Genomic DNA, 26,661 nt, shown 5'->3' on the forward strand with positions numbered 1-26,661 from the left:
CGGCAGGAGCCTCGCGCTCCAGCTCCCGCCTCGACTCCCTTCTCGCTCGAGCGCGGGCGGGCCTCTCGGACCGTCCGCACGCGCTCTTGGGATTCGACCTGACCTGCCCCCTTCAATAGGGCCAATGGACTTCTAGCAAAGTCCCTTTATGAGCGGTACCGGCTTTCAGTGCCAGCAGCAATGTTAGTCTTCGGCTTTCTGTTGGTCCGTCAGTTGGGCCTGCAGGCCCAACTGACGGGCGTATTCGGCAGGCGCCACTTCACCGAGAGCCCTGTGAGGCCGACTCTCGTTGTACTCGACCCGCCATCGCTCAATCTGCGCCCTGGCATCGGTAAACCAGTGCGCGTTCAGGCATTCATCGCGCAGCGTGCCGTTGAACGACTCCACGAATGCGTTATCCGTTGGCTTGCCGGGCCGACTGAAGGCAATCTCGACCTTTTGATGGTAAGCCCACAGGTCCATCACCTGACTCGTAAATTCCGAGCCGTTATCACACAACAGTGTACGAGGCGCTTCGCGTTTGGCCTTCAGTTCACCCAACACGCGCACGACATCTGACGCGCCCAATCGCTGGCCAACGTCAATGGCGAGCGCTTCGCGGGTGAAGACATCAATGATGGTCAGTGCGCGGAACCTCTGGCCGCTCGAAAGCTGGTCGGCAACAAAGTCCAAACTCCACACCTGATTTGCCGCCGTCGACTTCGCGCGTGCCGGGCGGCTCATCTGGGCGCGTCGTTTGCGATTTGGTCTGTAGCGCAGCGACAAACCTTCCTCCCGATACAGACGGTACAGCCGATTCTTGCTGACCTGATAGCCCTCCCGCAGGAGCAGCACGCGTATCTTCCGATATCCATACCGTACCCGCGTAGCCGCGATTTCACACATGCGCTGCCGCAATGCAGTCTGGGCGAGCGTCGTGAACCAGTGCTCGTTAAGGCATTCATCGCGGAACTTGCCGTTGAACGACTCAATGTATGCATTCTGCGTTGGCTTGCCAGCTTGAATCAATTTCAACGTCACGCCGTTGGCGTATGCCCATCGGTCGAGCGCACGGCTCGTAAACTCGGAGCCCTGGTCCGTTCGCAGCGCTTTGGGATAGCCTCGGAAACGCGTTGCCATATCCAGCTCTCGAGCGACATACAAGCCCGAGATGCCGTGGTCCACGACGATATCGACAGCCTCCTTGGTGAAATCGTCGACGATGGTCAAGCACTTCAGACGCCACCCGTTCGAAAGCGCGTCCGTCACGAAGTCGATTGACCAAACCTCGTTGGGCCCATTCGGCAAAGCCAGTTGCTCGCGTTCAATCATCACACCGCGGCGCCGGCGACGGCGCCGCGCGGCCAGTCCCGCTTCGCGGTAAAGGCGATGCACGCGCTTGTGGTTCGCGTGGATGTCGAGCATCGAATCGGCCGGTAGGTGCTTGAGCTTGTTGTTCTCCTGCCCCAACTCCTTTAGGCACTGCGCTTCGGAGACCGTCATCCCGCCGAACTTCGTTTTCCAGTTGTAGTAGGTCGCTTCCGAGATGCCGTACTTGCAGCACAGCTCCGCCGGCTTCAGGCCAGCCTCGGCTCCTTTCAAGATGCCGATGATTTGTTCTTCGTTAAATCGCTTCTTCATTGCCGTTCCTCTCTGGAACGGACTCTACAGCGTCACCGTACTAAACGCGGGGGATAGGTCAAGGCGCAAGTCGAGATACAATTTTTGCGCGGCTTAAATTTAAGCTTGACCAAAATTATGACGTAATCTAGATTCATTTCGGTAACAAGGAATGAGGTGGGGAATAAAGCGGATGCCTCGATCCAATCGGGTACTGAATGGGTCGACCTTGCGGGTATGAGTACTTCCGCGAATCGACGTGGAGCAGACTCAGGCGCCGCCGTTGGCAGCTTTATTAGCACGCCGCCGATTGAAAGTGAATCAGGCAGACTGTCTTTCGATGTCGATGAGATAGGGCGCTGCTGGTGTATCGGATCGACTACTGTTGAACGTTTCGGCACCGCCATCGATTCAGAGCGAATTCGGCAAGCCAGCCGATCGCAAGGCGGCATGGTGACGTCGTCGAATGAGTGCACGCGCATGTCTGCTATTCATTGCAGATTTACTTCGGAGAATTAAACAGTTGGTTCAACGCCTCTGATTCCGGAACGGATGCATTCCGTGTTGCGATCGGCATTCGCAGCAAGACATTGCCGTGCTGCCGGCGGGGAAGGGGCGGGCAGTGTACTCGGCGCGTGTTGTGTCGAGTGGTGTCCTTGTCTAACGCGCGGGACGTTCGTGCTGCAATGCGCAGTCAGACATGCCGGCGCGCCGATCGGACGTGCCACGCACGAGTTATCTTGAAATTCTTGAAACGATCGGGAAACGAACCATGGCAATCGGCATCGGCGGATCGAGTGCAGCGACGGAACTGGCGAAACTCGGCGACATGACGAGCGGCATCGCGCCGATCCAGCCCGCAGAGTATGCCGCGCGAATCGAGCGCGCACAGGCGCTGATGACGCAGTATGGCCTCGATGCGATCTATGTCGAATCGGGGACGAACCTGCTCTACTTCACGGGTGTCGCATGGCGCCGCAGCGAACGCCTGACGGGCGCGCTGATTCCGGCGTCGGGGCCGGTGCAATATGTCGTGCCGGCGTTCGAGCGCGGCACGTTCATCGGCATGATGCAGATTTCCGGCGACATCCACTGTTGGGACGAGGACGAGAATCCGTATCAACTGCTCGCGGATGTCGTCGAACGCCGTGGAATCGGCGCCGGTACGCTCGGATTCGACGAATCCGCGCCGTATTTTATGTATGAGGGCATTCGCGAACGAGCACCGGCATTGCGCATTCGCAGCGCAGCGGACGTCACGCGTGCGTGCCGGATTCGCAAATCGGCGACCGAACTCGCGCTGATGCAGCGAGCGAACGACATGACGCTGCGCGTTCACCAGGCCGCGGCGGCGATCTTGAGAGAAGGCATCGCTACCGATGAAGTGCTCGACTTCATCGACGACGCACATCGCGCGGTGGGCGCGCGGCGCGGGTCGACATTCTGCATCGTGCTGTTCGGACCGGACACGGCTTACCCGCACGGCGTCAAGCGTCCGAAGCGCCTCGAGTACAACGACATGGTGCTCATCGATACGGGCTGCCAACTATACGACTACCACTCCGACATCACGCGTACATACGTGTTCGGCAGTGCTGACGCGCGTCAGCGCGAAGTCTGGGAGCACGAGAAGCACGCCCAACGGATCGCGTTCGAGCGCGTGAAGGCGGGTGTCTCGGCGGAAGAGGGCGATCGTGCGGTCCGCACGTATCTGCAATCGATCGGCTATGGTCCGGGGTATACGTTGCCGGGTCTGCCGCATCGAACAGGACACGGAATCGGTCTGGACATCCACGAATGGCCCTATCTTGTCGGCGGCGATCGAACCGAGCTCGACGTAGGCATGTGCTTCAGCATCGAGCCGATGCTTTGCGTTCCGAACGAATTCGGGGTTCGTCACGAGGATCACGTCTACATCACCGCCGATGGCCCGCGATGGTTCACTCAGCCGGCAAGAAGCATCGATGATCCGTTCGGATTGGGTTGAGCATCCAAGCCGTTGTCGGGGGTGTCGGTGGTCGACGCTATCGATAGTGTCGGCACCTCGTTGTTACACGGCCGGCAGCGAAGGCATGTCGGCGGTCGGCGTCGACATCGGCATGACGAGCGAGTCGGCGGAGCGTGCGTTGTGTCCTGTACGTATCGCGCCGAGCGGCCGGATTTTTGCCGGTGATCGCTGCGTCCCAAAAACGTCTGACCATCGCCGATCACGCGCCGGTTCCGCTCTGAAAAAGCAATGAGGCCAACGCGGCATGCAAGCCGTATCCGAGGTTTGACGAACATTGCAGCCGCGGTGCGGACGTCGACTGCAGGGCGACGCGGATGATCATCTTGGACATCCAGAGTACCTTGCATCGATTCGGACGGTGCCGCAGGCATCGCATTGCGGATGCGTCAACAACCTCGGCTGCATACCCGATCGCGAAGATCGGGATGCGTTCGCTCACGATATCGCTGTTGCGACGGCTCGGTTCGAAACGTCACAAGCAGCGTTTCAGCGTGACGCCAATTTCGGGAGCGCAACTGCGCGCGCAATCGGCGCACTTCGACATGTGCGACATCCGTCTGTCGCTTTTGGGGCGACGCGTGCTGCGCATTGATGCAATTCGCTCACGGCCGCAGTCGATCGCGTCGACTAACGGTGTGATGGACGCAGGATTGCGACGTACGATGCACACATCTTCGGTACTGCTATTCGCCGGCATCGATTGTCGGATTGCAGGCACGCGCCAACGCATACCGATCGTTCGCAACGGGTATACATTTCGCCGCTCGCTGCTTGGAAAATCGATGCTGATGTCTTGTGTATCTTGTGTATAGTCTGTTCACGCCGGGCAGGGCTTGTTGCGTATCGGCCTGCGAGCCTGCCCGAACTCGCTGGCGCGGTGCTGGCCAGATCGCTCGCCGGCCGTGCGATGTCGGTCGTTTCTTTCGAGCAGGCAGCATCCAAATCGTCGCGTGGCGCGATTCATCTTCGGGCATGCCGGTGCGGCATGCCTGCGCGGCAGACCTTTCTCCTTTGCCGGAAGGTTGCGTTCGTTTAAGCTGGACGAAAATTTAAGCTTGACGCAATTTCGCCCGAAAGGTAATTTTTTTGCCTATCGGCCGCGGCGATAGCGGCTGCGCGCTTACTGACATCAATTGGGACAGCCGATGATCGACCGACTGAAATACAGTTTTCCCGACCTCACATCCTACTGCGCATCGATCGTCGACACGCATGCAGGGCTGTCTCGTCTGATCGACACGCTACAGCTCGACGCGCTCGTGGTCACGTCCCAGGACGAATACATCTCCGAGTGGCTGCCGCGCTGCAATAACCCGCGCTACGCGTTGTCCGGATTCGACGGTTCGGTGGGCTCGGGCATATTCCTGAGCGCCGCCGCGGCGAAACGCATCGGCGCGCCGCAATTCGTGCTGTTCGTCGACGGCCGCTATCACTTGCAGGCGGAAAGGCAGTGCGATCCCGCGCTCGTGCAGGTCGAGAAACTAGGGCTCAACGTTGCGATGTGGCCGGCGATTGCCGACTGGCTCGCCGCGCACGCGGCCGAAATCAAGCGCGTCGGCTACGATGCGCCGCGATTGAGCGTCGCGCAGCGCGAGCGCTTGTTCGCGCACACCGCGAACGCCGGATTGCAATGGGCGGGTCTTGTAGGCGGCGAGATCGGTAAGGCGATCGAATTGCCGGGCTGGAGCGTCGAGCGGCCGATCTTCGAGTTGCCGCGATCGGTGACGGGCGTCGATATCGCGGAGAACATCGCGACGCTGAACAGGCGCATCGGCGAGCATCTCGGCGATTCGCACGCGAAGGCCGCGTTTCTTTCTTGCGCGGCGGACGATCTGAGCTATTTGCTGAACAGCCGCGGCTACCATCTGCCGTACGCGTCGTCTCACGTCGGCTTTCTGTTCGTCGTCGGCGAGGCCGTCGCGCTGTTTCTGCCGGACGGTTTCGATCGCTGCGCGGTGCGGATCGAATCGTATCCGGCGCTGCGCGTGATCCGCAACGACGTCGCCGAGCTCGAGCGCTTCCTCGCGCAATTCGACGTCGAGCACGTGTACTACGGCTTCGAAGCGGTCAACTGCGCGCTGCCCGATACGGTGCGCCGCGTGTGGCCCGGCGCCCGTCACGTCGATCACAATCCGGTCGAAGCGATGCGCGCGAGCAAGACGCCGCAGGTGCTGGACCAGTTCCGCGATGCGTTCACGCGCGGCTCCGAGGCGATTGCCGAGGCGATGCGCTGGGCGAAGACGGGCGAGCCGGGCAAGCGGCATTCGGAATTCGATCTCGCGCGCGTGATCAGCGAGGCATACGCCGCGCGCTCGGCCGTGGCGCTCAGCTTCACGACGGTGGCGGCGAACGGCGCGAACAGCGCATCCGCGCACTACACGGCGGTGAGCCCCGACGTCGAGCTGACGGAAGGCGAACTCGTGCTGCTCGACAGCGGCGCGTATTTCGGCGGCGGCTTCGCGACCGATTGCACACGCGTCGTGCTGCGTCGGACCCGCGCCGATACGCAGCCGCAGCCGTGGCAACGCGAGATCTACACGGTCGCGCTGAAGGCGTGCATCAAGGGGCTCGTCACGCGCTTCTCGAAGGACGCGACGGGTGCGGACGTCGACGCAGCCGTGCGCGATGTCTGCCGCGCGCACGGCTACGACTACAACCACGGCACGGGGCACGGAATCGGCATTCACGTGCATGAAGGCGGCGTGCGATTCAACATGGGCTCGAAGTACGGCCTCGTGCCGAACGCGGTGATTTCGGTCGAGCCGGGCATTTATTTGCCGGGCAAGGGCGGCGTGCGCATCGAGAACATCGTCGTCATTCATCCGAGCGATCAAGAGCCGAATGCGATGGAGTTCGAAAACCTCGTGACGGTCGGCTACGACTGGGATCTGATCGATCTCGATCTGCTCGCCGATGACGAGCGCGCCTATCTGCGTGATTACGAGCGGTTGTGCGTCGAGCGCGGCACGAACGTCACGCATTGCCCGCTGCTGTAGAGAGAGACGTGCGGTGCGCCGGACGCGCGCCGGACGTGAAAAGAAAAAACGCCGCCGGATGATCGCCCGGCGGCGTTTTTTTGCGAGCGCTCGGTGAATGTGCCGACTGCGGCGCGACCGAGCGTCGCGCGCCGCCCGCCGCGCGCGTCACGCGACGCGCGTTTCGCTCCAGCGGTTCGCGCGACGGAAGGTGCCGATGTCGTTGAAGCGCACGCCGACCGCGCGCATCGCCGCGTGCGCCCGCTTCGCGGTCAGCTGGCGGATGTAGAACGGATCGCGCACGACGAAGTGGTGAATCGCATGCGTGCTGCCGAAGTTGAAGCAGAACAACTGCACCGGAATCAGCCACCACGGATTGAGCACTTGCGTTTGCTGGATGACGTTGCGCGAATCGATGTCGCCGAAGTAGTGCATGTTCGAGCTGATGAAGTTGATGCAGAAGCTGCGCACGAAATTCGGCCCGAGCCAGGTCACCGCGAGAAAGTCGACGACATGCATCGCCTGCTGGACGAACGTCGGCACGTCCGGCTGATAGCCGAGCGCATGCAGCGCGAAAAGCCCGACGTGGTATGCGATGAACGCATGCCAGAGCACGAAGTAGACGTGGCCGATCGGCATGTACGACATCAGTTGCTCGACGCGCAGCCGCACGCGATCGCCGCGCTGCTGGGCAGGCTGCGCCGCGACGTACTGCAGCACCTTGCGGCGCATGCCGAGCGGCCGCAGCGCGACGGCGAGCATGCCGTCGGCGAGCATCAGCAGGCGCTTCAAGCCCCAGCGCTCGCCGTTGGTGATTCCGTATTCCTCGAGATCGGATTCGCCGCCCGACACCTTGTGATGGTGCAGATGCATGCGGCGACGCGTCCACGGGTTGATCGTGCCGGGGCGGGTGAGCCAGCAGAGCGTCATCATCAGATGATAGGCCCACGGCGTCTTCTTGAAGTACATCAAGTGGATCAGGTCGTGCTCGAGTTCGTGGATCAGCGACGTCGCGAGCGTCGCGACGGGGAGCGCGACGTACCACGCGATCACGCCCGCCGCATACAGATATGCGCTGCCGAGCAGCGTCGCGACACACAGCGCCATCACCGTCGCGCCGACGAGATTCTGATTGTCGAGCAGCGGGTATTTCGCGCGCACGGCGTCGCTCGCGGCGTTGACCTCGTTGCGAACGTACGCGACCTTTTCCGCGTCGTTCTTGAAGCGCAAAGTCTTGGACTTGTTCATTGTTCGAATCCGTATCCCTGAAATCGGCGGTGTGCCGATGACACCATCTTAGAGCCGCCGGCGCATCACGCGTGAGAGCCGGTCGTGCCAAAGGGCGAGTCATTTGAGGCCAATTTGCGGCACTGCGATGTGTCATCTGAGGCCATCCGTCGCTATAATCGGCCGGTCAACGCTCGGAGTCGATGCATGGCCACGTCCATTCCGGACCCTACGAGGCAATTGAACAAGGCGACCGTGTCGTCGGCGTATGCACTCTTCATGCTGATGCTGGCCGAGGAGCGCGGCATTGCCGATGCGGACATTCTCGCGAACACGGGCGTCACGCGCGCGAAGCTCGAAGAGCCGGACGCGCGCATCACGCCGCTGCAGCAGGCGGCGATCGTGTTCAATTTGCTCGGGAAAACGAACGATCCGTCGATCGCGATCGAGATCGGCTTGCGCAGCAGTCTGACGAAGTCGGGGCTGATCGGCTTCGGCCTGATGAGTTGCGCGACGCTCGGCGAGGCGATCCAGCTCGGCATCCGCTATCTGCCGACGCGCGTGCCGTTCTTTTCCGTGCGTCTCACGGAATTCGAGCACACCGTGCAGATCGACATCCTCGAAGCGTTTCCGCTCGGCAGGCTGCGGCAATTCGCCGTCGAGAACTTCATGGTCGAGACGGCGATCCTGTTCAACTCGTTGCTCACGCCGTCGCATGACAAGACGATGAAGGCGAACGCCGAGCTGTGCTTCGAGTGGCCCGAGCCGCCTTATTTCGCGCGTTACCGCGATCGCCTGCCGCGCTGTCATTTCGATGCGCCCGCCAATCAGATCCGCTGCGAAGCCGCGCTGCTCGACGAGCCGATCAAGACCGCGAACGCGCAGACCGCTCAGATGATCGTCCAGCAGTGCGAAGCGGAGCTCGCGCGGCTCGGCTATGCGGAGAGCATCGTCGAGCGCGTGCGCAATCTGCTGATCCGCGGCAGCGATGGCTACCCGTCGCTCGACGAACTCGCGCGCGAGCTGCATCTGTCCGAGCGCACGCTCAAGCGCAAGCTGAGCGACTACGGCGCGACGTATTCGGCGCTGCTCGACGAAATCCGGCTGCGCGACGCGCTGCGCCTGCTCGAAGGCACGCTGCTGACGGTCGACGAGATCGCGGTGCGCGTCGGTTACACGGATCGGGCGAACTTCAGCCGCGCGTTCCGGCGCTGGACGGGCACGTCGCCGAGCAGCCGGCGCTGAGCGCGACGCGCGGCCCCGCGATTGCGCGACGCGCCTCGTCCCGGAGAGACGAGGCCGATGCATGCCTGAAGTGCGCGCAACGCGCATTTCGGATACACCTGTCGCGAGCAGGGACGTTCGCGTTCGCGTCGATGCGTTTTCGCGACATCGCGTACGCATTGCTTCGGCGATCTCAAGCCGCAATTCCCCACGCAAAATAGGATATGCCGGCAAGCTTGTGTTGCGCTGGCTCAAGGCATACGATTTTTGGACGGCGGCGCGAGATGCGCGGCGTAGTGCGAGATCGGTGCGAACGGCTCGTGTGCGTGCGCATGCCGCGTCGGGATTCCCGGCTTTCGTCACGACTCGTTCAACACGCTCCGCAACATGACTTCCGTTCTTCTTCTCGAAAACATTCACGACAGCGCATCCCGGTATTTCATCGACGCGAACGTCGAAATCGAGCGGCGCAAGGGCGCGCTCGCCGGCGACGAGCTCAAGCGCGCGCTGCAGCCTCATCAACTGATCGGCATTCGCTCGGCGACGCATCTGATGCGCGACGAGATCGACGCCGCGCGGCATCTGCTCGCGATCGGTTGCTTTTGCATCGGCACGTCGCAGGTCGATTTGTCGGCCGCCGCGCACCACGGCATTCCGGTGTTCAACGCGCCGTTCTCGAATACGCGATCGGTCGCGGAGCTCGTGATCGCGGAGGCGATCCTGCTGCTGCGGCGCGTGCCGGAGAAAAGCGCGCTCGCGCACGCGGGCGAATGGGCGAAGGGCGCGGGCGGATCGTTCGAGACGCGCGGCAAGACGATCGCGATCGTCGGCTACGGCAACATCGGCGCGCAGGTGGGCGTGCTGGCCGAGGCGCTCGGCATGAAGGTCGTCTATTTCGACGTGCAGGCGAAGCTGTCGCTCGGTTCCGCGCAGCCCGCGCGTTCGCTCGGTGAGGCGATCGCGCAGGCGGACGTCGTCACGCTGCACGTGCCGGCGAACGCGTCGACGCGCAACATGATCGATGCTGCCGTGCTCGCGCAATTCAAATCGAATGCAATCCTGATCAATGCGTCGCGCGGCACCGTCGTCGATATCGATGCGCTGCGCGACGCGCTCGCGCAAAAGCACCTGAGCGGCGCCGCGATCGACGTGTTTCCGCACGAGCCGAAGAGCAACGCGGATCGCTTCGAATCCGTGCTGCAAGGATTGCCGAACGTGATCCTGACGCCGCACATCGGCGGCAGCACGCAGGAAGCGCAGGAGAGCATCGGCGCGGAAGTGTCGTCGAAGCTCGTCGCGTTCCTGACGCGAGGCGATACCGCGGGCGCGGTCAATTTTCCGCAAGTGAGCCCCGGCGAATGCACGTCGGCCGCGCGGCTCCTGAACGTGCACGGCAACACGCCGGGCGTGCTTGCGGTGCTGAACACGCTGCTCGCGCAGGAAGGCGCGAATGTCGTCGCGCAGCATTTGCAGACGCGCGGCGACATCGGCTATGTGGTGACCGATCTCGACCGGGTGCCGTCGGATGCATTTCTCGACAAACTGAACCGCGATCGCGCATTCACGCGCAGCCGGCTGCTTCGCAGCGCATGAGGCGGCGCGCGGGCGTAATGGCAAGGGACCGGGCGTCATGCGGCATGCATCTTTGATGCACTGCCGCAGCCCTGTCGATTTTGACAGCGTTGGATTTCTCGCGCCCCGCGTGTAATATTGCGCTCCAATCGAATCGTCGCGCGACGACGGCGCTCGAACGGATCACCGAATCCGGAGCGCACGAGCGACAGGCTCGCCCATTCGCGTTACACGGCAGAGCCGGAATTGGCCGCGACGAATCACATCGCCGAGACGCGATGCACGCTCGATGGAGTCGAATCGAGATCCTGAGATTTACATAGAACAATAACGAATTTATCTGGGGAAGGGGGTTCGTGTATCGTGCGGCTTTCGATCCGCACGCTGTCGGTGTTCCATCCGGCGTCCTTATGACACCGCTTCGGCGGCGTCGTGCGCGCACGCTTGCATCCCGAACGATTGCACGAAGCCCGCGCGGCGGTTCGCGCTTGGGTCTGCCGCGGCTGACAGGCGTTTCATCGGCGTCGTGCACGACATGTGCGAGTGCGTTCGCGCCGATTTCTCGAAGAGGGCTGACGATGCAGTTCGAAGAGTTGAGCGATGACGAATGGGCGCGTATCGAGGGATTGCTGGCGGCGCAGCCGGTGAGGAACACACGCTGCGGCCGGCCGCGCGCGCAGGCGCGGGCGGTCGCGAACGCCGTGTTGTGGGTGTTGACGACGGGCGAGTGCTGGGCCGCGCTGCCGCGTCGCTATCCGTCGTCGCCGACTTGCCGCCGTCGTTTCGACGAATGGTCCGCGGACGGCACGCTTGCCGCGTTCGTCGAGCGATTGCGTTCGTCCGGGCGGCAGGTGGAATTGCTCGATCGGATCGGCTCGGCCGATGCGAAGCCGCACGCGCGGGCGCGCCGCCGGTTCCGGCACAACGCGCTCTGGAGCAGCCCTGAATCCTGGTGCGCGCCGGCCGCCGGCGGCGGCGCGGCCGATGCGGGCAGGGACGGCCGCGCGCCGGAATGCGGAGAGGGCGGCGCGGGCTGACGGACGGCGGTGCGTGCGATGCTTCGCGTTGCGGGCTGTGGAATTCGTCGTCGCGGCCCGGTGACGCTCGGCGGTCGACGAGCAATCGACCGGTTGCGAATGGCCCGTAGTATGCCGCGCGCGTTCGATGTCGTGGCTGGGCGTGATGCAAACGGCCGCGCGAGCGTGTGTCGCTCGACGCATCCATCGACGCGTTCGAGCATGCCCGCCCATTCGATCCCCGTGCAATGCGCGATTGCCTGATTTGGCCGATGCGACGAGCAATCGCGCCGTATCCCATGCGAGCGGCGAACGGATGTCGGCGCATCGTCCGTCGCAAGCGAGCCGCGCTCGGCGTTTCGCTCGCGACAAGTGCGACAGGCGAGGACCTACGCCGCTTGCCAGCGCGCGGCCGCGACGTCGATCTTGCGCGGAATCAGCTTGAGGCTCGCAAACGTATCGGCGATTTGCTGCTGATATGCGAGCGCCGAGGCGTCGATCGGCTGCACGCCGTAGCTTGCGCGCTTCAACGCGCGTTCGAGCGTCGCCGTGTCGAGGCCGACGAGCGGTGACAATTGCGCCGCGACGGCGGCCACGTTCTCGCGCGCCCAGCGATCGACCGCGCCGACTTCGTCGAGCAGCGCGCGCACGAGTTGCGGCTCGGCGTCGGCGAACTTCCGGCTCGCGAGGTAGTACTGCGTGTTGTTCACGAGCCCCTCTCCGTTCGCGATCACGCGCGCGTTCGCTTGCCGCTCGACCGCGGCGAGATAGGGGTCCCAGATCACCCAGGCGTCGACGCCGCGTTGCGCGAACGCCGCGCGTGCGTCGGCGGGCGCGAGATAGACGGGCGTGATGTCGCGGTAGTCGATCTTCGCGCGCTGCAGCGCCTTGACGAGCAGAAAGTGAACGTTCGAGCCTTTGTTGAGCGCGATCCTTTTGCCGCGCAGATCGGCGAGCGCGCGAATCGGCGAATCGTGCGGCACGACGATCGCTTCGCCCTGCGGCGCGGGCGGCTCGCTGCCGACGTAGACGAAATCGACGCCGCCCGCGAGCGCGAACACGGGCGGCGTCTCGCCGACGGTGCCGACGTCGATCGCGCCGGCGTTCAGGCCTTCGAGCAGTTGCGGCCCGCCGGGAAACTCGACCCACTGGATCGCGACGTGCTGATCCGCGAGCCGCTTCTCGAGCGAGCCGCGCGCTTTCAGGACGACGAAGTTGCCGTATTTCTGATAGCCGATCCGCAGCGTTTTCGCGTTGCGCTGCGCGTGCGCGGCGCCGCTTGCCGACAACGCGGCGAGGCCGCCCAACAGCGGGGCGGCGAACGCGGCCGCGCCCGCCGCTTTGAGCAGCGTGCGTCGCGTGTCGTCGTGGGCGCGGGGGAGAGCGGTGGTGGTGCGAGGCGTATCGTGATCGGTCATGTGGCTTTTCGGTCGATGCGGTTCTTGCGCGCGATGCGATCGCGCCGCTTGCACGATTCGCGGCCGCGCGGCCGCGTCGCGAATCCGTCGTCATCATCGTCGGCGCGCGCGAAGCGGGTCAATGGCCGGCTTCGACTTTGTTCTGCTATCGATTTCGCGTGAAAGAATTTGTGAGCGTGGCGTGGCTCGGCTTGGCGTGCGTGTGTGCGAGGGCGCAGAACACAGGGCACGGAACACGGAACACGGAGCACGGAGCATCGCCGATGAATGCCTGCCGTGCGCGCGTGGCGCATTGGTCGAGCGCATGTCGGCGCGTCGAGCATTCGTGGCGCGCCACATCGCGCCCGGCTCGGACCGCCATGCTCGATGCGCGGCGATTATCGGGTGGCGCAGTGCACAGGCTTGACGGTGCGATTTCGGGAGCGGGAAGCGGGCGACCGAGCCGGGCCCTGAGCATCCGATGAGCGTTGTCGCACGGAGGAACTCGACGACCATCGCCCGGTTCGACGCTCGAGGATTCGCGCTCCAACATCATCGAGCGGCCCGGCGCACGGCACCCGAGCGCCAGGCGTGCGAATCCCGAGCCCCGCAGCCCGCCTGGGCGGAACCGATCCATCTCCGCGAAACCACGATTGCTGCGTCGCAGCGCCCACGCCCGCCGCCGATCCCGCCCGGTGCGCCCCTGCTTTTCATGAGTCAAGATCGATTTCATAATAGGCGCGCCGCGGGATCGCGCGACATGCCCGAGCAGCGAGCAAGCTTGCCGATGGGGGGAACCAGAATGGGCGAGTTGGCGGACGAATCGAGAATTTTCCTGTCGACGCTACAGCCGGAGCGCCGCGAGCGCAGGCTCGCGATGACGGCGGTGGTGCTGTCCGTGGTCCTGTTCGCCACGCTCGCGCCGTTCGTGCGCATCCAGATGCCGCAGGTCTGGGCGTTCATTCCGATCTATCAGTCGGCGATCGTGATCTGCGATCTGATCACGGCGGGCCTGCTGCTCGGCCAGTTCGGCATCCTGCGCACCACGTCGCTCGTCGTGCTCGCCGGCGGCTATTTGTTCACGGCCTGCATGGCGAGCGTGCACATGCTCACGTTCCCCGGCCTCTTCCTGCCGAGCGGACTGCTCGACGCGGGCCCGCAGACGACCGCATGGCTCTACATGTTCTGGCACGGCGGCTTTCCGCTTTGCGTCATCGCCTATACGTTCGTCAGCCGCCGCGAGCGCGGGCAGCCGCTCTACACCGGGCGGCTCGCGCTGCCCGTGATCGCCTGCGTCGGCACGGCGCTCGTCGCGACGGGCGCGTTCGCCGCGCTCGCGACGAGCGGCCGCGAACTGCTGCCCGCGATCATGCAGAATCAGCACTACACGCCGCTCATGCGCGGCGTCGTCACGACGGTCTGGCTGACGACGCTCGGCGCGCTGATCCTGCTCGCGTCGCGTCGGCCGCATTCGGTGCTCGATCTGTGGCTCGTCGTCGTGCTGTGCGCGTGGCTCCTCGACATTGCGCTGTCGGCCGTCCTCAATCACGGGCGCTTCGATCTCGGCTTCTACGCGGGGCGCATCTACGGCCTCGTCGCGTCGAGCTTCGTGCTGCTCGCGCTGTTGCTCGAGAACGGCAAGCTGTACGCGCGCACGGTTCATGCGCTGCAGGGCGAGCGGGTCGAGCACCGGCGCGTGCAGGAGAAAACCGTGCAGTTGAACGAAGCGAACGAGCTGCTCGAGCAGCGCGTCGCCGAGCGCACGCGCGAGCTGCTCGCCGCGAACAGCGAGCTGCGGCGCGAGATCGCCGAGCGCGAGCGCGCGGAGGAGGCGCTCGCGCGCTCGCGCGAAGAGCTGCGCGAGATCGCCGCGATCAGTTCGACCGCGCGCGAGCAGGAGCGCGGCCGCATCGCGCGCGAGTTGCACGACGAGCTCGCGCAGACGCTCGCGATGCTGCGGCTCGATCTCGAACGCGTGTCGACGGCGGGCAATGAGCTCGCGGGACGCTTCTCGGAGATGCGCGGGCTGCTCGACGGCGCGGTGGCGGCGACGCGCCGGATCGCGTCCGATCTGCGGCCGCTGATGCTCGACGATCTCGGGCTCGTCCCGGCGATCCAGTGGCTCGTGCAGGCGTTCCAGCAGCGGCATGGAATCGATTGCTCGCTGATCGTCGAGCCGCCCGAGCTCGATCTCGGCGAGCCGCAGGCGAGCACGACGTTCCGCATCCTGCAGGAATCGCTGACGAACGTCGGGCGTCACGCGCGCGCATCGCACGTCGACATCCGGCTCATCGCCGACGATCGCGAGGTGATGCTGTGCATCCGCGACGACGGCGTCGGCTTCGACACCGCGAATCCGCGCAAGCCGAATTCGTTCGGGCTCGTCGGCCTGCGCGAGCGCGCGTACCTGGTGCAGGGCACGCTGTCGGTGGAGACGGCGCCGGGGCAGGGTACGGCAATCGAGGTCCATATTCCGCTCGTGCAGTCGCACGGCGTGACTGTCCTGCAAAGCGGCGAGCTGCGCGAGTGACGCGGCGGTGCGGTGTGGCGCGGTGAGGTGCGATGTGGTGTGATGTGGTGCGGCGAAGCCGCCGCGCGCGTCAGCGGCCGGCGCCCGGGCTGCGCGGGTCGATCACGACTTCGCCGTCTTCCTTCGTGAACGGGCCGCGCAGCGGCGACGGCAGGATCTCCAGCACGCGCTCGGACGGCCGGCAGAGCCGCACGCCGAGCGGCGTGACGACGAACGGCCGGTTGATCAGGATCGGATGCGCGAGCATCGCGTCGATCAGTTGCGCGTCGGTGAGCGTCGCGTCGGCGAGGCCGAGCTCCGCATACGGCGTGCCCTTCTCGCGCAGCGCGTCGCGCACCGCGAGACCCGCGTCGGCGATCAGCCTGACGAGCGTCGCGCGTTCGGGCGGCGCGTTCAGATATTCGACGATGCGCGGCTCGATGCCGGCGTGGCGGATCATGGCGAGCGTGTTGCGCGACGTGCCGCAGTCGGGGTTGTGATAGATCGTGACGGACATCATGGACCTCGCTGGATTTCGGTCAGGCGTCGCGCTCGAGCGCCGACGCATACCAGCGGCGCGACCGGTTGACGACGCCGACGACGAACAGCATGACGGGCACTTCGATCAGCACGCCGACCACCGTGGCGAGCGCGGCGCCCGAGCGCACGCCGAACAGGCTGATCGCGGTCGCGACCGCGAGCTCGAAGAAATTGCTCGCCGCGATGAGGCTCGACGGCCCGGCGACGCAGTGCGCGACGCGCAGGCGCCGGTTGACGAGATACGCGAGCCCCGAGTTGAAGAGCACTTGCAGCGTGATCGGCACGGCGAGGAGCGCGATGACGAGCGGCGCGTCGACGATCGCCTGGCCCTGGAACGCGAACAGCAGCACGAGCGTCGCGAGGAGCGCGGCGATCGACCACGGGCCGAGCGCGGCGATCGTGCGTTGCAGGCGGTTCTCGCCGCGCGCGAGCAGCACGCGGCGCAAGCACTGCGCGAAGGCGACGGGCGCGACGATGTAAAGGCCGACCGACACGAGCAGCGTGTCCCAGGGCACGACGATCGCCGACAGGCCGAGCAGCAGCGCGACGAGCGGCGCGAATGCGACGACCATCACCGCGTCGTTCAGCGCGACCTGCGACAGCGTGAAATACGGATCGCCGTCGCAGAGCTGCGACCACACGAACACCATCGCGGTGCACGGCGCCGCGGCGAGCAGGATCAGGCCGGCGACGTAGCTGTCGAGCTCGCTCGCGGGCAGCCAATGCGCGAACAGGTGGCGCACGAACAGCCAGCCGAGAAGCGCCATCGAGAACGGCTTGACGAGCCAATTGACGGCGAGCGTGACGCCGATCCCGCGCCAGTGTCGCCCGACTTGCGAGAGCGACGCGAAGTCGATCTTCAGCAGCATCGGCACGATCATCACCCAGATCAGCAGGCCGACGGGGACGTTCACGTGCGCGATCTCGAGCCGCGCGAGCGCATGGAAGAAGCCGGGCAGCAGCTTGCCGAGCGCGATGCCGGCGACGATGCAAAGCGCGACCCACGCGCTCAGATAGCGCTCGAAGAAGCCGATCGCCGGGCGGGGCGGCAGGCCGATGCGGGCCGATTGCGTCATTGCCCGGCCTCCTTGCAGACGGCGCCGCGCGCGATGCCGCAAGGCGCGCCCGCGCAGCAGTTGTCGGTCAGAAAGCCGATCAGCTCGTTCATCGCGCCGAAGTTGGCGGAGTAGATCACGTAGCGGCCGTCCTGGCGCGCGTGCACGAGCGACGCGTGCGCGAGGTCCTTCAAATGGAACGACAGGCGCGATGGCGCGATGTCGAGCGCTTGGGCGAGATCGCCGGCCGGCATGCCGTCCGCGCCGGCGACGACGAGCAGGCGGTAGATCGCGAGCCGGGATTCATGAGCGAGCGCGCCGAGCGCGCGGATGACGATGGATGAGTCCATGCGCGGAGGATAGCCGCATCGATTCATTATTTCAAGAAATATTGAAATAATGCGGCGGCGGAGCAGGCGGCCGTTGCTCGTGCCGGCCTGCTTCGCTTTGTCCCGTTCACGTTGTCCGGCCTTCCGCCCATGCCGTCCCGGCCCTCGCGAGCCGGCGGCGGCAACCGGCGCGCTGCCGGCTCGGCGGGCGCGGCGCGCGGCGTTGCGCGAACGAGCGGCGGAGCGGCGCCAGAGCGCATTCTTCGAAAAGGCGCGAACAAAAGTCGACAGCACGCCGCAGCGCGTTTCGATAGAATCGCCGATCCTTACATCGTGTTTTCGTCGAGCGGGCGCGCGCCGTCCGCGCGGCTTACGACGCGGCATCGGACGCGGCATGCGCCGCGATTCGCCGCTTCCCGCGATGGTCCGCCCATCCTCACTTCGCCTCGCGCTTCCCGCCGTTCATGGTTCAACACGCAATCGCCTCGACGCCGTCGCCGACGCGCGCCGCATCCGCCTTCCTCCGCCGCGCGCCGCGCGCGTTGCCGATCGTCGCGCTCGTGTGCGCCGCCGCGCTTCTCGCGGCCGGCTGCCGCGAGCGCGACGAGCCGCCGCGCGGCGTCATGCCGGTGCTGAGCGCATCGTTCAAGCCGACGAGCGGCTTCGTCGTGCCCGTCGCGATCGCGGGCAAGACGTATCACTTTCTCGTCGACACGGGCGCGAGCCACACGGTGATCGACAATCGGCTCGCGCAGTCGATCACGCAGCCGTCGACCGACGAACAGATTCCGATCGCGTACCGGACGATGCTCGAAAAAGGCCTGACGACCTCGGATGGCGTGCTGCCGCAGGAGCGCGTGCGCCTGTGGCAGCCGCTGCCGATCGCGCTCGGCAGCTACGAAGTGCCGAGCTTCTATCCGTGGCTCGGCCTCGATCTGTCGTTGCTGTCGCAGGTGTTCGGCACGCGGATCGACGGCGTCGTCGGCATCGAGATCTTTCGCCAGCTGAGCTGGATCGCCGACAATCGCAGCGGCACGCTGACGGCGTGGCGCAATCCGCCGGCCGGGCAGCGCTTTCAGCATTGCGTCCCGTATCAGGACAGCTTCGGCCAGTCGCCCGCCGTGAGCGTCGATTTCGGCGATCAATGGGCGATGTTCCGCTTCGATACGGGCGCGCGCCATTCGATCGTGTCGGCGCCGACGCTCGCGTTCCTCGCCGGCCGTCAGGCCGCCAAGCCGCTCGGCGGCACGGTGCCGAGCGTGTCGGCGAACGGCGTCGGCCAGTCGCGCGATTACTTCGCGAAAGGGCTGTCGTTCGACGGCAAGCCGATCGGCAGCCTGCGCATCGCCGAAGGCGGCGGCGACATGCTCGGGATGAACTTCCTCGCGCGCCTCGATCGCTACATGTTCGTGCCGAGCACGATGGAGTTTTGCTACGACGCGAGCCGCTTCACGCGGGACGATCCGCGGCCGCTGCGCACGATCGCGATCCGCTTCGTCGACGGCCATGTCGAGCTGTTCCACAATCGTCCGGACGATCTCGCGCGCTACGGCCTCGAGAACGGCGACGTGCTCGTCGAGATCGACGGCAAGCGCGTCGATCCTTCGGCGATCGACGACGCGCGCGACCGACTGAGCACCGCGCCTTCGGGATCGCTCGAAATCGAGGTCGAACGCGGCGGCGAGCGCCGCCGCGTGCGGATTTGACGCACGGCGTTCGTCCGGCCGCGCGCGTCACGCGCCGCGGCCGCGTCGGCCTGCGCGGACCAGCCGCGCGTAACGCATTGCCGAATAAGGAAAAAGATCGCGACGCCGAGCGAGGCGTCGCGGGGCATTGCGCTTGGCGGGCGAGCGACGAAATTCAAAAAGCATGAGATTTGCGATCGAGCGGCCAATCGACTATCAATATAAAGAAGTACTCGATTGACATGAATCAACGCAAATCAACGGCGCTCATGAGATTTTCGCGTCATTGAAAATTTGAACAACAAGTTCCCATGAGACCAATGAAAGCGATGGTGCGCGCGACGGACCCGCTTGCCTCACGAGCCGCAGGGGCGGCTCGCGTCGATGGCGGGAACTGCATGCCTTGCCGGAGAGGATGACAGTGACCTCGAGACCCACCGCTGTACTTGCCGTGCTGTGCGGCTTGCTGAGCCAGACGGCGCTATCCCAGGAACCCCAGACGGAGCGCGCGCCCGACACGATGGAGGCGCGCGTGCTCGCATGCGCCGCATGCCACGGCCGGCGAGGCGAGGGGACGTCGAACGACTACTTCCCGCGCCTGTCCGGCAAGCCCGCCGGCTATCTGTACAACCAGCTCGTCGCGTTTCGCGACGGCCGGCGCAAGTACCCGCCGATGAACTATCTGCTCGCGTACCTGCCGGACGCGTACCTGCACCGGATCGCCGACCACTTCGCGAGCCAGCGGCCGCCGTTCCCGGCGATCGCGGCGCCCGCCGTCGCGCCCGCGGCGCTCGAGAGCGGCCGGCAGCTCGTGAAATCGGGCGACCCGTCGCGCAAGATTCCCGCGTGCGCGTCGTGCCACGGCGCGGCGCTGACGGGCATGGAGCCCGCCGTGCCGGGCCTGCTCGGACTGCACGCCGAATACCTGAGCGCGCAGCTCGGCGCGTGGCGTTACGGCACCCGCACGTCGATCGCGCCCGACTGCATGCAACAGGTCGCATCCCGCCTCACCGACACGGACGTGACCGCCATCTCCGCGTGGCTCGCTACGCAGCCCGCGCCCGCGAACCCGTCGCCCGCCCCCGCGGGCTCGCTCGACATGCCGCTCGCATGCGGTAGCGAACCGCGTTAATGGAGGCCTCGGTGCACAAGCATTTGATCGTCAAATTCCGCGGTGCGCTCGCGAATGCCGCGTTCGCGCTGCTCGCGGCGGCGTTCGCCGCATCCGCCGCGCACGCGCAGCCCGCCGCCGACGCGGCGAGCGTCAAGCGCGGCGAATATCTGGCGCGCGCGGGTGACTGCATCGCGTGCCATACGGTGCCGGGCGAGAAGCTCTTCGCGGGCGGCCGCGCGATGCCGACGCCGTTCGGCACGCTGTATTCGCCGAACATCACGCCCGACAACGAGGCGGGCATCGGCAAATGGACGGCCGACGAGTTCTACACGATGATGCACACCGGGCGTTCGCGCGACGGCTCGCTGCTGTACCCGGCGATGCCGTTCGCCGCGTACACGAAGGTCACGCGCGCGGATTCGGACGCGATCTTCGCGTACCTGCGCTCGGTGCCGCCCGTGAAGCTCGCGAACCGGCCGCACGACATGCGCTTTCCGTACAACAACCGGCAGCTGCTGATCGGCTGGCGCACGCTGTTCTTCAAGGAGGGCGAGTATCAGCCGGACAACTCGAAGTCGGCGGAATGGAATCGCGGCGCGTATCTCGTGCAGGGGCTCGGCCATTGCTCGATGTGCCACACCGCGATCAACGCGCTCGGCGGCAGCTCCGAATCGAACGCGTTCGAGGGCGGACTGATTCCGATGCAGGCGTGGTACGCGCCTTCGCTCACGTCGAACCGGGAAGCGGGGCTCGGCGACTGGAGCATCGCCGACATCACGGGGCTCCTGCAGGCGGGCGCATCGCATCGCGGCGCGGTGTACGGGCCGATGGCCGAAGTCGTCTACGACAGCCTGCAGCACCTGTCCGATGACGACGTGCGCGCGATGGCCGTGTATCTGAAGTCGCTGCCGCAGCGCGGCGGCGAGGCCGAGGCCGCGCTGAAGACGACGATGCCCGCATCGGAGCAGGCGCGCCTCCACAAGCTCGGCGCGAAGATCTACGACGCGCAGTGCGCGAGCTGCCACGGCAAGACGGGGCGCGGCAAGACGCCCGCGTTCCCGCCGCTCGCGGGCAACCAGTCGATCCAGATGACCTCCGCGGTGAACCCGATCCGCATGGTGCTGAACGGCGGCTATGCGCCCGGCACCGCGAAGAATCCCGAGCCCTACGGCATGCCGCCGTTCGCCCAGTCGCTGTCGGACGACGAAGTGGCCGCCGTGACGACGTTCATCCGCACCGCCTGGGGCAACCGCGGCACGCCGGTTTCCGCGAAGGAAGCCAACGCGCTGCGTTCCGCTCCGCTCTATTGAGGACATCATGAGCGACACTTCCCAACGACACGGGGGCGACCCCGAACCGCACGACGACGCGGTCGACGAGATCGTCCGCGCGGGGCCGCGCGGCGCGCTCGCGCTTGCCGGCACCGCGACCGCGATCGTGATCGCGCTGTGGTTCGCCTTTTACTTTCTCGTCTTCCTGCCTCGCGGCGTGATCCAATAAAACGGCTCCCATGTCCAAACAACCTATGCCAGACCGTCTCGACGGCGCGCAGCTCGCGGCCCGGATCGAGCGCAGGTGGGCGATCCTGGCCGTCGGCCTGATGGTCGTCCTCGTCGCCATGATGGTGTTCACCGGCCTGCATTGGGCGATGATGCCGCCGTCGCGCGTCGAAACGATCGATCCGACGACGCTGCACGTCTCCGGCGAATTCGTCGAGAGCAACCTCGGCACCGCGCGCGAGCCGGACGGCTCGGTCACGGTGCGCGTGATCGGCCAGCAGTATTCGTTCACGCCGCAGTGCATCCTCGTGCCGGCGAACACGCCCGTCACGTTCCGCGCGACGAGCGCGGACGTCGTGCACGGCTTCCTCATCACCGACACCAACATCAACTCGATGCTCGAGCCCGGCTACGTCGCGACGTTCCGGACGACCTTCGACAAGCCGAGGGACCACCTGATGCCGTGCCACGAGTATTGCGGCACGGGGCACGAGGGGATGTGGGCGCACGTCAAGGTCATTGACCGTGCGGAATTCGACAAACTGGCGTCCGGCGTGCGGAGACTGAGCTGTGTTAAAGAATAATCGACTGGTGCTCGCCCACTTCTGGCTCGCGTTCGCGGTGTTCGGCGTCGCGCTGCTGCTCGGCGCGTGGCAGATGCTCGCGCGCAGCCCGCTGCATCCTTGGCTCGGCAATCCCGAGCTCTACTATCGTTCGGTGACGGCGCACGGCTCCGTGATGGGCTACGTGTTCCCGACGCTGATCGCGATGGGCTTCGGCTACGCGATCAGCGAGCTCGCGCTCAAGATGCCGCTCGTCGGCCGCCGCTGGGCGTGGACGGGCTTCTGGCTGATCGCGCTCGGCTCGGTCGTCGCGATGACGCCCGTGTCGCTCGGCCTGTCGTCGGTGCTGTACACGTTCTATCCGCCGATGATCGGCAGCCCGTTCTACTACCTCGGTGTCGTGCTCGTCGTCGTCGGCTCGTGGATCTGGGTCGCGCTGATGTCGGTGAACCTGTATGCGTGGAAGAAGGGCAATCGCGGCAAGCCGATCCCGCTCGCGATGTTCGCGAACGTCGCGGGCGCGTATCTGTGGGGCTGGACCGCGGTCGGCGCCGCGATCGAGATCCTGTTCCAGATCCTGCCCGTCGCGGTCGGGCTCAAGTCGACGATCGACGCGGGCCTCGCGCGCGTGTTCTTCTCGTGGACGCTGCATGCGATCGTCTACTTCTGGCTGATCCCCGCGTACATCGCGTACTACACGCTCGTGCCGCGCGCGATCGGCGGCAAGCTGTACAGCGACGGGATGGCGCGCATCTCGTTCATCCTGTTCCTCGTCGGCGCGATGCCGATCGGCATTCACCACCTGTTCGCCGATCCGCAGGTGGGCTCCGGCTTCAAGTTCCTGCAATCGGTGTTCACGGCGCTCGTCGCGGTGCCGACACTCCTCACGGTGTTCACGGTGTGCGCGTCGGTCGAGATCGCGGCGCGCCTGCGCGGCGGCAAGGGCGCGTTCGGCTGGCTGCGCGCGCTGCCGTGGCACGAGCCGATGATGCTCGCCGTCGCGTTCTCGTTCGTGATGCTCGGCTTCGGCGGCGCGGGCGGGCTCATCAACATGAGCTACCAGCTCGATTCGACGATCCACAACACGCAGTGGATCACGGGCCACTTCCACCTGATCTTCGGCGGCGCTGTCGTCATCATGTACTTCGCGATCGCCTACGAGCTGTGGCCGCATCTGACGGGCCGCGCGCTCGGCAGCCTGCGCCTCGTCAAGACGCAGCTGTGGCTGTGGTTCATCGGGATGATCGTCACGACGTTCCCGTGGCACTACGTCGGCATCCTCGGCATGCCGCGCCGGATGGCCTATTACGACTACAGCGACCCCGCGCTCGCGCCGCAGGTGGCGTGGGTGATCATGTCCGTCGTCGGCGCGCTGATCCTCGTCGCGTCGGCCGTGCTGTTCTTCGTCGTGCTGATACGCAGCCATTGCGGCGCGAAGGTGAAGCCCGCCGAGTTCACGTTCAGCTCGGCCGTCCACGAGCCGAAGACGCTGCCCGTCGCGCTCAACAGCTTCGCGCTGTGGGTCGCGCTGATGATCGGCCTCACGGCCGTCAACTACGGCTATCCGATCGCGCAGCTGATGGCGCTCAAGCAACCGTCGGTGCCGGCGATCTACATGGGGGCGCAGCGATGAGCACGGAACGTCTGTTTTCGATTCGCAACCGCTGGTTCACGGTCAGTGTCGGTCTCACGCTGTTCGCGGTGGTCGCGTCGGTGCTGATCGGCTTCGTCTGGCTGCCGTCGGTGCAGAAGGACGCGCAGTTCCAGGGCATCTGGAACGCGATCTGCAGCGCGGCCGGCGTGCCGCGCGCATGGCTCGCGTCGCAGCCGGAGCCGGCGCCTTCGGCCGTCAAGACGAGCACGGTCGTCGTCACGCCGCAGATGATGGCGGGCGCGGACAGCCTGTCGATCGGCCGCGGCGCGACGCTCGCGATGCGCTGCACGATGTGTCACGGCGCGCGCGGGATGAGCGATGCGAATTCGCCGAACCTCGCGGGCCAGTACGCGGCCGTCATCTACAAGCAGTTGAAGGACTTCCAGACGGGCGCGCGCACGAACGCGGTGATGGCGCCGATGGTCGCGAACCTCACCGACCAGGACATGCGCGATCTCGCGGCGTTCTACTCGTATCTGCCGCACACCTCGACGCAGCTCGCCGCCGCGCCGCCGAAGATCGTCGCGAGCGGCGCGCCGATGCGCAACATCGCGCCGTGCGCGTCGTGCCACGGCGGGATGGACAACAAGGTCGGCGGGCCGCGGCTCGAAGGCGAGCCGGAGGTCTACATCAACGCGCAGTTGCAGGCGTTCGCGTCGGGCGCGCGGCACAACGACATCAGCGAGCAGATGCGCAACGTCGCGCGACAGATGACGCCCGGCGAGATCGCGGCCGCCGCGCGGTATTACGCGGGCCGGCCCTGACGGGCGGCGCGGTTGCGGCCGCGCTCCGGCGCGAGCCGCGAAGGTGGCGGGCGCGCGCGAACGCTGCGTCGCAGGCAACGCCGCATTGAAAGAAGCGGCAAACGGGGCGGGCCCGTTTGCCGCTTCTTGTTGATGACGGTCGATGAAGGAAGGCGGGCGCGTAGTGCGATGCGCACCGGGCGGGATATCGCGGTTCCGTGGCGGAGGGCTTCGGCGTGCGTTGGCGGCTCGCCATCGCGCGGCGGCTGACGATGTTCGCCGGGGCCGACGATGCCCGGAAGCGCCAACGGTGCTCGAAAGGGCAGGCGGGGCGCGGCGGCCGCGTTGCGTCAGGCGCGCGAGCCGCGGCGCTTCGCGCTGCGCGGCGAGCGGGTGGGGGCGAGTGCGAGCGCATCGAACCGTCCGTCGCCGCGTGCCGCATGCGTCGCCGCATCGCGTGTGCGGCCGCGTTGCGCGCGGCTGCCGCGCGCACTATTTGTCGTCGGCCTGCGCGTCGTGAAAGAAGCGCCCGAGCTCGGTCGCGAGCTCGTTGAGCACGCCCATTTCCTGCTGCGTGATCTTGCGCGCCGGCTGGCCGGCCGACCAGTCGCCGTACAGCAGCGCGACCGCGTTTTGCTCCGCGGTCACGGGCAGCAGCACGAACGCGCGCGCGTCGTCAAACGCGTCCCGATACCACGCGGGCAGCCGCTTGACCATCTTCGGATCATGCGCGTTCTCGATGAAGATGCCGACCGAGTTCGTGATCGCGAGATGGAACACGTCGGGCTGGAACGCCTCGTGAAAGCGCAACTGTTCAAGCGTGGCGTCGACGTTCGGCCCGAAGCCGAGCCGCGCGGCGAACATGCCGTCGTCGCGCCGCACGAACATCACGGTGCGCGTGAACGCGAGGCCCGCGAGCACGCTTTCGGACGCGAGCGCGAGCACCGGGCCGAGCACGTGCTCGGACGGCAGCGCGCGCAGATCCGCGAGGCCCGCTTCGAGGCACGCCTGCGGCGTCGACGCGCCGCGCGCGATCTTGTCCGCGTTCGCGCGCAGCTCGACGATCTCGCGCATCACCGTGTCGCTCGTCTCTTCGCGCGACAGCGACGCCGCGATCTCGGCGAGCTCGTCCGCGCCGGTGCCGAGCGCGCCGTGAAAGCGGTGCGCGAGCGCCGCGATCCGTGCGTCGCGCTGCTGCGCGTGCAACGACGTGAGCGCGGTCGCGACGTCGGTCGAGCAGTGGCTCACCGCGCGCAGCCACTGGACGTCGTGCGGCGCGCCGTCGTTCGCGTCGAAGCGCGCCATGCCCGCGCGGATCAGCTCCGGCAGCCGCCAGCGCGACGCCGCCTCGAGGCCGATCTCGTCGAAGCCGACGCCGAGCACCGTGCGGCACGCGGCTTCGTCGTCGTCGTCATGCTCGGCCGCGCGCCGGCGGATCGCTTCCCACTCGGCGTCGAGATAGCAGACGACGAGCAGCTTGCCGACCTGGCGCATCAACGTGCAGACAACCGCTTCCTCGCCCGCGCGCAGATCGACATGCTCGGTCAGCTTGCGCGCGACGCAGCCCGACAGCAGCGCGCGGTTCAGTTCGAGCTTCGCGTCGATGCGGCGCGGCGCGCTGTGATGGAAATGGTCGACGAGCTTGAGCCCGACGACGAGATGGCCGACGGCGTCCATGCCGAGCACCATCAGCGCACGCGTGACGGTCGTGATGTTGCCGCCGAACGCCATGTACATCGCCGAGTTCGCGAGCCGCAGCACTTTTTGCGTCAGCGCGAAATCCGACAGCACGACGCGCACGAGCGCCGTGAAGTCGAGATCGTCGTTCTTCATCGCGGCCATCGTCGCGCGCAGCGCGTCCGACAGCAGCGGAAAATCGCCGCGCTCGTTCATCCGGGCCCAGAGCTTGTCGAGCAGCGCCGTTCGCGGCAGTTGTGCGGTGATTGGCATAC

At 66.0% G+C, this 26,661-nt stretch carries 20 protein-coding genes and 2 pseudogenes; 14 read left to right on the top strand and 8 right to left on the bottom strand.

Translation table 11 applies throughout. The features are described from left to right. Positions 1 to 183: 183 nt before the first annotated feature. Positions 184 to 906, bottom strand: a pseudogene (locus tag X946_RS35855) (IS3 family transposase); the annotation flags it as partial. Beyond that, positions 907 to 1,620, bottom strand: a pseudogene (locus X946_RS35860) (IS3 family transposase); the annotation flags it as partial. A 679-nt stretch (positions 1,621 to 2,299) separates the two neighbouring features. Here X946_RS35860 and X946_RS05335 point away from each other — a divergent pair. The 3 genes from X946_RS05335 to X946_RS05340 all read left to right on the top strand — a co-directional run bounded on the left by X946_RS05335 (position 2,300) and on the right by X946_RS05340 (position 6,603). Continuing rightward, positions 2,300 to 3,586, top strand: a complete 1,287-nt coding sequence (locus X946_RS05335; protein WP_326929473.1) for a M24 family metallopeptidase — start codon at positions 2,300 to 2,302, stop codon at positions 3,584 to 3,586. A 335-nt stretch (positions 3,587 to 3,921) separates the two neighbouring features. Next, positions 3,922 to 4,419, top strand: a complete 498-nt coding sequence (locus X946_RS33225) for a hypothetical protein (RefSeq protein ID WP_161788639.1) — start codon at positions 3,922 to 3,924, stop codon at positions 4,417 to 4,419. A 333-nt stretch (positions 4,420 to 4,752) separates the two neighbouring features. Then, positions 4,753 to 6,603: a M24 family metallopeptidase gene (locus X946_RS05340; protein ID WP_038744740.1), complete on the top strand. Its 1,851-nt coding sequence runs from the start codon at positions 4,753 to 4,755 to the stop codon at positions 6,601 to 6,603. 147 nt (positions 6,604 to 6,750) lie between these two features. Here X946_RS05340 and X946_RS05345 read toward each other — a convergent pair whose 3' ends face one another. Then, positions 6,751 to 7,830, bottom strand: coding sequence for a fatty acid desaturase (locus X946_RS05345; protein ID WP_038744741.1), 1,080 nt, complete (start codon positions 7,828 to 7,830; stop codon positions 6,751 to 6,753). Positions 7,831 to 8,016: 186 nt separating this feature from the next. On the opposite strand from X946_RS05345, the gene X946_RS05350 reads away from it, so the two are divergent. The 3 genes from X946_RS05350 to X946_RS05360 all read left to right on the top strand — a co-directional run bounded on the left by X946_RS05350 (position 8,017) and on the right by X946_RS05360 (position 11,642). Then, the gene (locus X946_RS05350) at positions 8,017 to 9,054 is read left to right on the top strand and encodes an AraC family transcriptional regulator (RefSeq protein WP_038744742.1); all 1,038 of its coding nucleotides are present in this window, start codon (positions 8,017 to 8,019) and stop codon (positions 9,052 to 9,054) included. A gap of 366 nt (positions 9,055 to 9,420) precedes the next feature. Next, entirely contained in the window at positions 9,421 to 10,626 is a 1,206-nt protein-coding gene (gene serA, locus X946_RS05355) for a phosphoglycerate dehydrogenase (protein WP_231752875.1), read from the top strand. A gap of 557 nt (positions 10,627 to 11,183) precedes the next feature. Beyond that, a complete protein-coding gene (locus X946_RS05360; RefSeq protein WP_038744746.1) occupies positions 11,184 to 11,642 on the top strand; it encodes a transposase in 459 nt (152 codons plus the stop codon). A 368-nt stretch (positions 11,643 to 12,010) separates the two neighbouring features. On the opposite strand, the gene X946_RS05365 is transcribed toward X946_RS05360, so the two are convergent. After that, positions 12,011 to 13,039 (bottom strand): sulfonate ABC transporter substrate-binding protein, encoded by a 1,029-nt coding sequence (locus tag X946_RS05365; protein WP_038744747.1) that lies wholly within the window; start codon positions 13,037 to 13,039, stop codon positions 12,011 to 12,013. 781 nt (positions 13,040 to 13,820) lie between these two features. Here X946_RS05365 and X946_RS05370 point away from each other — a divergent pair. Next, a complete protein-coding gene (locus X946_RS05370) occupies positions 13,821 to 15,548 on the top strand; it encodes a sensor histidine kinase (protein WP_038744749.1) in 1,728 nt (575 codons plus the stop codon). A 70-nt stretch (positions 15,549 to 15,618) separates the two neighbouring features. Here the strand turns inward: X946_RS05370 and arsC are convergent, their stop codons facing one another. The 3 genes from arsC to X946_RS05385 are packed head-to-tail and all read right to left on the bottom strand — an operon-like array spanning position 15,619 to position 17,472. Beyond that, entirely contained in the window at positions 15,619 to 16,044 is a 426-nt protein-coding gene (arsC, locus tag X946_RS05375) for an arsenate reductase (glutaredoxin) (RefSeq protein ID WP_038744834.1), read from the bottom strand. Between the two features lie 22 nt (positions 16,045 to 16,066). Beyond that, positions 16,067 to 17,143, bottom strand: a complete 1,077-nt coding sequence (gene arsB, locus X946_RS05380) for an ACR3 family arsenite efflux transporter (protein WP_038744751.1) — start codon at positions 17,141 to 17,143, stop codon at positions 16,067 to 16,069. Continuing rightward, positions 17,140 to 17,472 carry an ArsR/SmtB family transcription factor gene (locus X946_RS05385; protein ID WP_038744752.1) on the bottom strand — a complete coding sequence of 111 codons (333 nt, stop codon included), beginning with the start codon at positions 17,470 to 17,472 and terminating at the stop codon, positions 17,140 to 17,142. Before X946_RS05385 ends, arsB begins: the two co-directional genes overlap by 4 nt. Before the next feature lie 443 nt (positions 17,473 to 17,915). On the opposite strand from X946_RS05385, the gene X946_RS05390 reads away from it, so the two are divergent. From X946_RS05390 to X946_RS05420, 7 genes are all read left to right on the top strand, one after another. Next, positions 17,916 to 19,157, top strand: a complete 1,242-nt coding sequence (locus tag X946_RS05390; protein ID WP_038744754.1) for an aspartyl protease family protein — start codon at positions 17,916 to 17,918, stop codon at positions 19,155 to 19,157. A 394-nt stretch (positions 19,158 to 19,551) separates the two neighbouring features. Continuing rightward, complete coding sequence (locus X946_RS05395) at positions 19,552 to 20,268, top strand: c-type cytochrome (RefSeq protein ID WP_052145011.1); 717 nt, start codon at positions 19,552 to 19,554, stop codon at positions 20,266 to 20,268. Then, a complete protein-coding gene (locus tag X946_RS05400; protein ID WP_038744755.1) occupies positions 20,268 to 21,560 on the top strand; it encodes a c-type cytochrome in 1,293 nt (430 codons plus the stop codon). Before X946_RS05395 ends, X946_RS05400 begins: the two co-directional genes overlap by 1 nt. 7 nt (positions 21,561 to 21,567) lie before the next feature. Then, entirely contained in the window at positions 21,568 to 21,750 is a 183-nt protein-coding gene (locus tag X946_RS05405; protein ID WP_004534842.1) for a hypothetical protein, read from the top strand. A gap of 25 nt (positions 21,751 to 21,775) precedes the next feature. Then, complete coding sequence (locus X946_RS05410) at positions 21,776 to 22,333, top strand: cytochrome c oxidase subunit II (RefSeq protein WP_038744756.1); 558 nt, start codon at positions 21,776 to 21,778, stop codon at positions 22,331 to 22,333. Beyond that, a complete protein-coding gene (locus tag X946_RS05415) occupies positions 22,320 to 23,945 on the top strand; it encodes a b(o/a)3-type cytochrome-c oxidase subunit 1 (protein WP_038744757.1) in 1,626 nt (541 codons plus the stop codon). The genes X946_RS05410 and X946_RS05415 overlap by 14 nt, the downstream gene beginning before the upstream one ends. Then, a complete protein-coding gene (locus tag X946_RS05420; protein ID WP_038744758.1) occupies positions 23,942 to 24,730 on the top strand; it encodes a c-type cytochrome in 789 nt (262 codons plus the stop codon). Before X946_RS05415 ends, X946_RS05420 begins: the two co-directional genes overlap by 4 nt. Before the next feature lie 471 nt (positions 24,731 to 25,201). On the opposite strand, the gene X946_RS05425 is transcribed toward X946_RS05420, so the two are convergent. Continuing rightward, the gene (locus X946_RS05425; protein ID WP_038744760.1) at positions 25,202 to 26,659 is read right to left on the bottom strand and encodes an HDOD domain-containing protein; all 1,458 of its coding nucleotides are present in this window, start codon (positions 26,657 to 26,659) and stop codon (positions 25,202 to 25,204) included. Positions 26,660 to 26,661: the final 2 nt, after the last annotated feature.

Origin of the sequence: Burkholderia sp. ABCPW 111, assembly GCF_000773065.1 — a bacterium.
GTDB lineage: Bacteria > Pseudomonadota > Gammaproteobacteria > Burkholderiales > Burkholderiaceae > Burkholderia > Burkholderia savannae.

Coding starts and splice junctions, on each gene's coding strand:
- X946_RS05335 (WP_326929473.1), top strand. CDS start 2,300: ATGCCGGCGCGCCGATCGGACGTGCCACGCACGAGTTATCTTGAAATT.
- X946_RS33225 (WP_161788639.1), top strand. CDS start 3,922: ATGATCATCTTGGACATCCAGAGTACCTTGCATCGATTCGGACGGTGC.
- X946_RS05340 (WP_038744740.1), top strand. CDS start 4,753: ATGATCGACCGACTGAAATACAGTTTTCCCGACCTCACATCCTACTGC.
- X946_RS05345 (WP_038744741.1), bottom strand. CDS start 7,830: ATGAACAAGTCCAAGACTTTGCGCTTCAAGAACGACGCGGAAAAGGTC.
- X946_RS05350 (WP_038744742.1), top strand. CDS start 8,017: ATGGCCACGTCCATTCCGGACCCTACGAGGCAATTGAACAAGGCGACC.
- serA (WP_231752875.1), top strand. CDS start 9,421: ATGACTTCCGTTCTTCTTCTCGAAAACATTCACGACAGCGCATCCCGG.
- X946_RS05360 (WP_038744746.1), top strand. CDS start 11,184: ATGCAGTTCGAAGAGTTGAGCGATGACGAATGGGCGCGTATCGAGGGA.
- X946_RS05365 (WP_038744747.1), bottom strand. CDS start 13,039: ATGACCGATCACGATACGCCTCGCACCACCACCGCTCTCCCCCGCGCC.
- X946_RS05370 (WP_038744749.1), top strand. CDS start 13,821: ATGGGCGAGTTGGCGGACGAATCGAGAATTTTCCTGTCGACGCTACAG.
- arsC (WP_038744834.1), bottom strand. CDS start 16,044: ATGTCCGTCACGATCTATCACAACCCCGACTGCGGCACGTCGCGCAAC.
- arsB (WP_038744751.1), bottom strand. CDS start 17,143: ATGACGCAATCGGCCCGCATCGGCCTGCCGCCCCGCCCGGCGATCGGC.
- X946_RS05385 (WP_038744752.1), bottom strand. CDS start 17,472: ATGGACTCATCCATCGTCATCCGCGCGCTCGGCGCGCTCGCTCATGAA.
- X946_RS05390 (WP_038744754.1), top strand. CDS start 17,916: ATGGTTCAACACGCAATCGCCTCGACGCCGTCGCCGACGCGCGCCGCA.
- X946_RS05395 (WP_052145011.1), top strand. CDS start 19,552: ATGACAGTGACCTCGAGACCCACCGCTGTACTTGCCGTGCTGTGCGGC.
- X946_RS05400 (WP_038744755.1), top strand. CDS start 20,268: ATGGAGGCCTCGGTGCACAAGCATTTGATCGTCAAATTCCGCGGTGCG.
- X946_RS05405 (WP_004534842.1), top strand. CDS start 21,568: ATGAGCGACACTTCCCAACGACACGGGGGCGACCCCGAACCGCACGAC.
- X946_RS05410 (WP_038744756.1), top strand. CDS start 21,776: ATGCCAGACCGTCTCGACGGCGCGCAGCTCGCGGCCCGGATCGAGCGC.
- X946_RS05420 (WP_038744758.1), top strand. CDS start 23,942: ATGAGCACGGAACGTCTGTTTTCGATTCGCAACCGCTGGTTCACGGTC.
- X946_RS05425 (WP_038744760.1), bottom strand. CDS start 26,659: ATGCCAATCACCGCACAACTGCCGCGAACGGCGCTGCTCGACAAGCTC.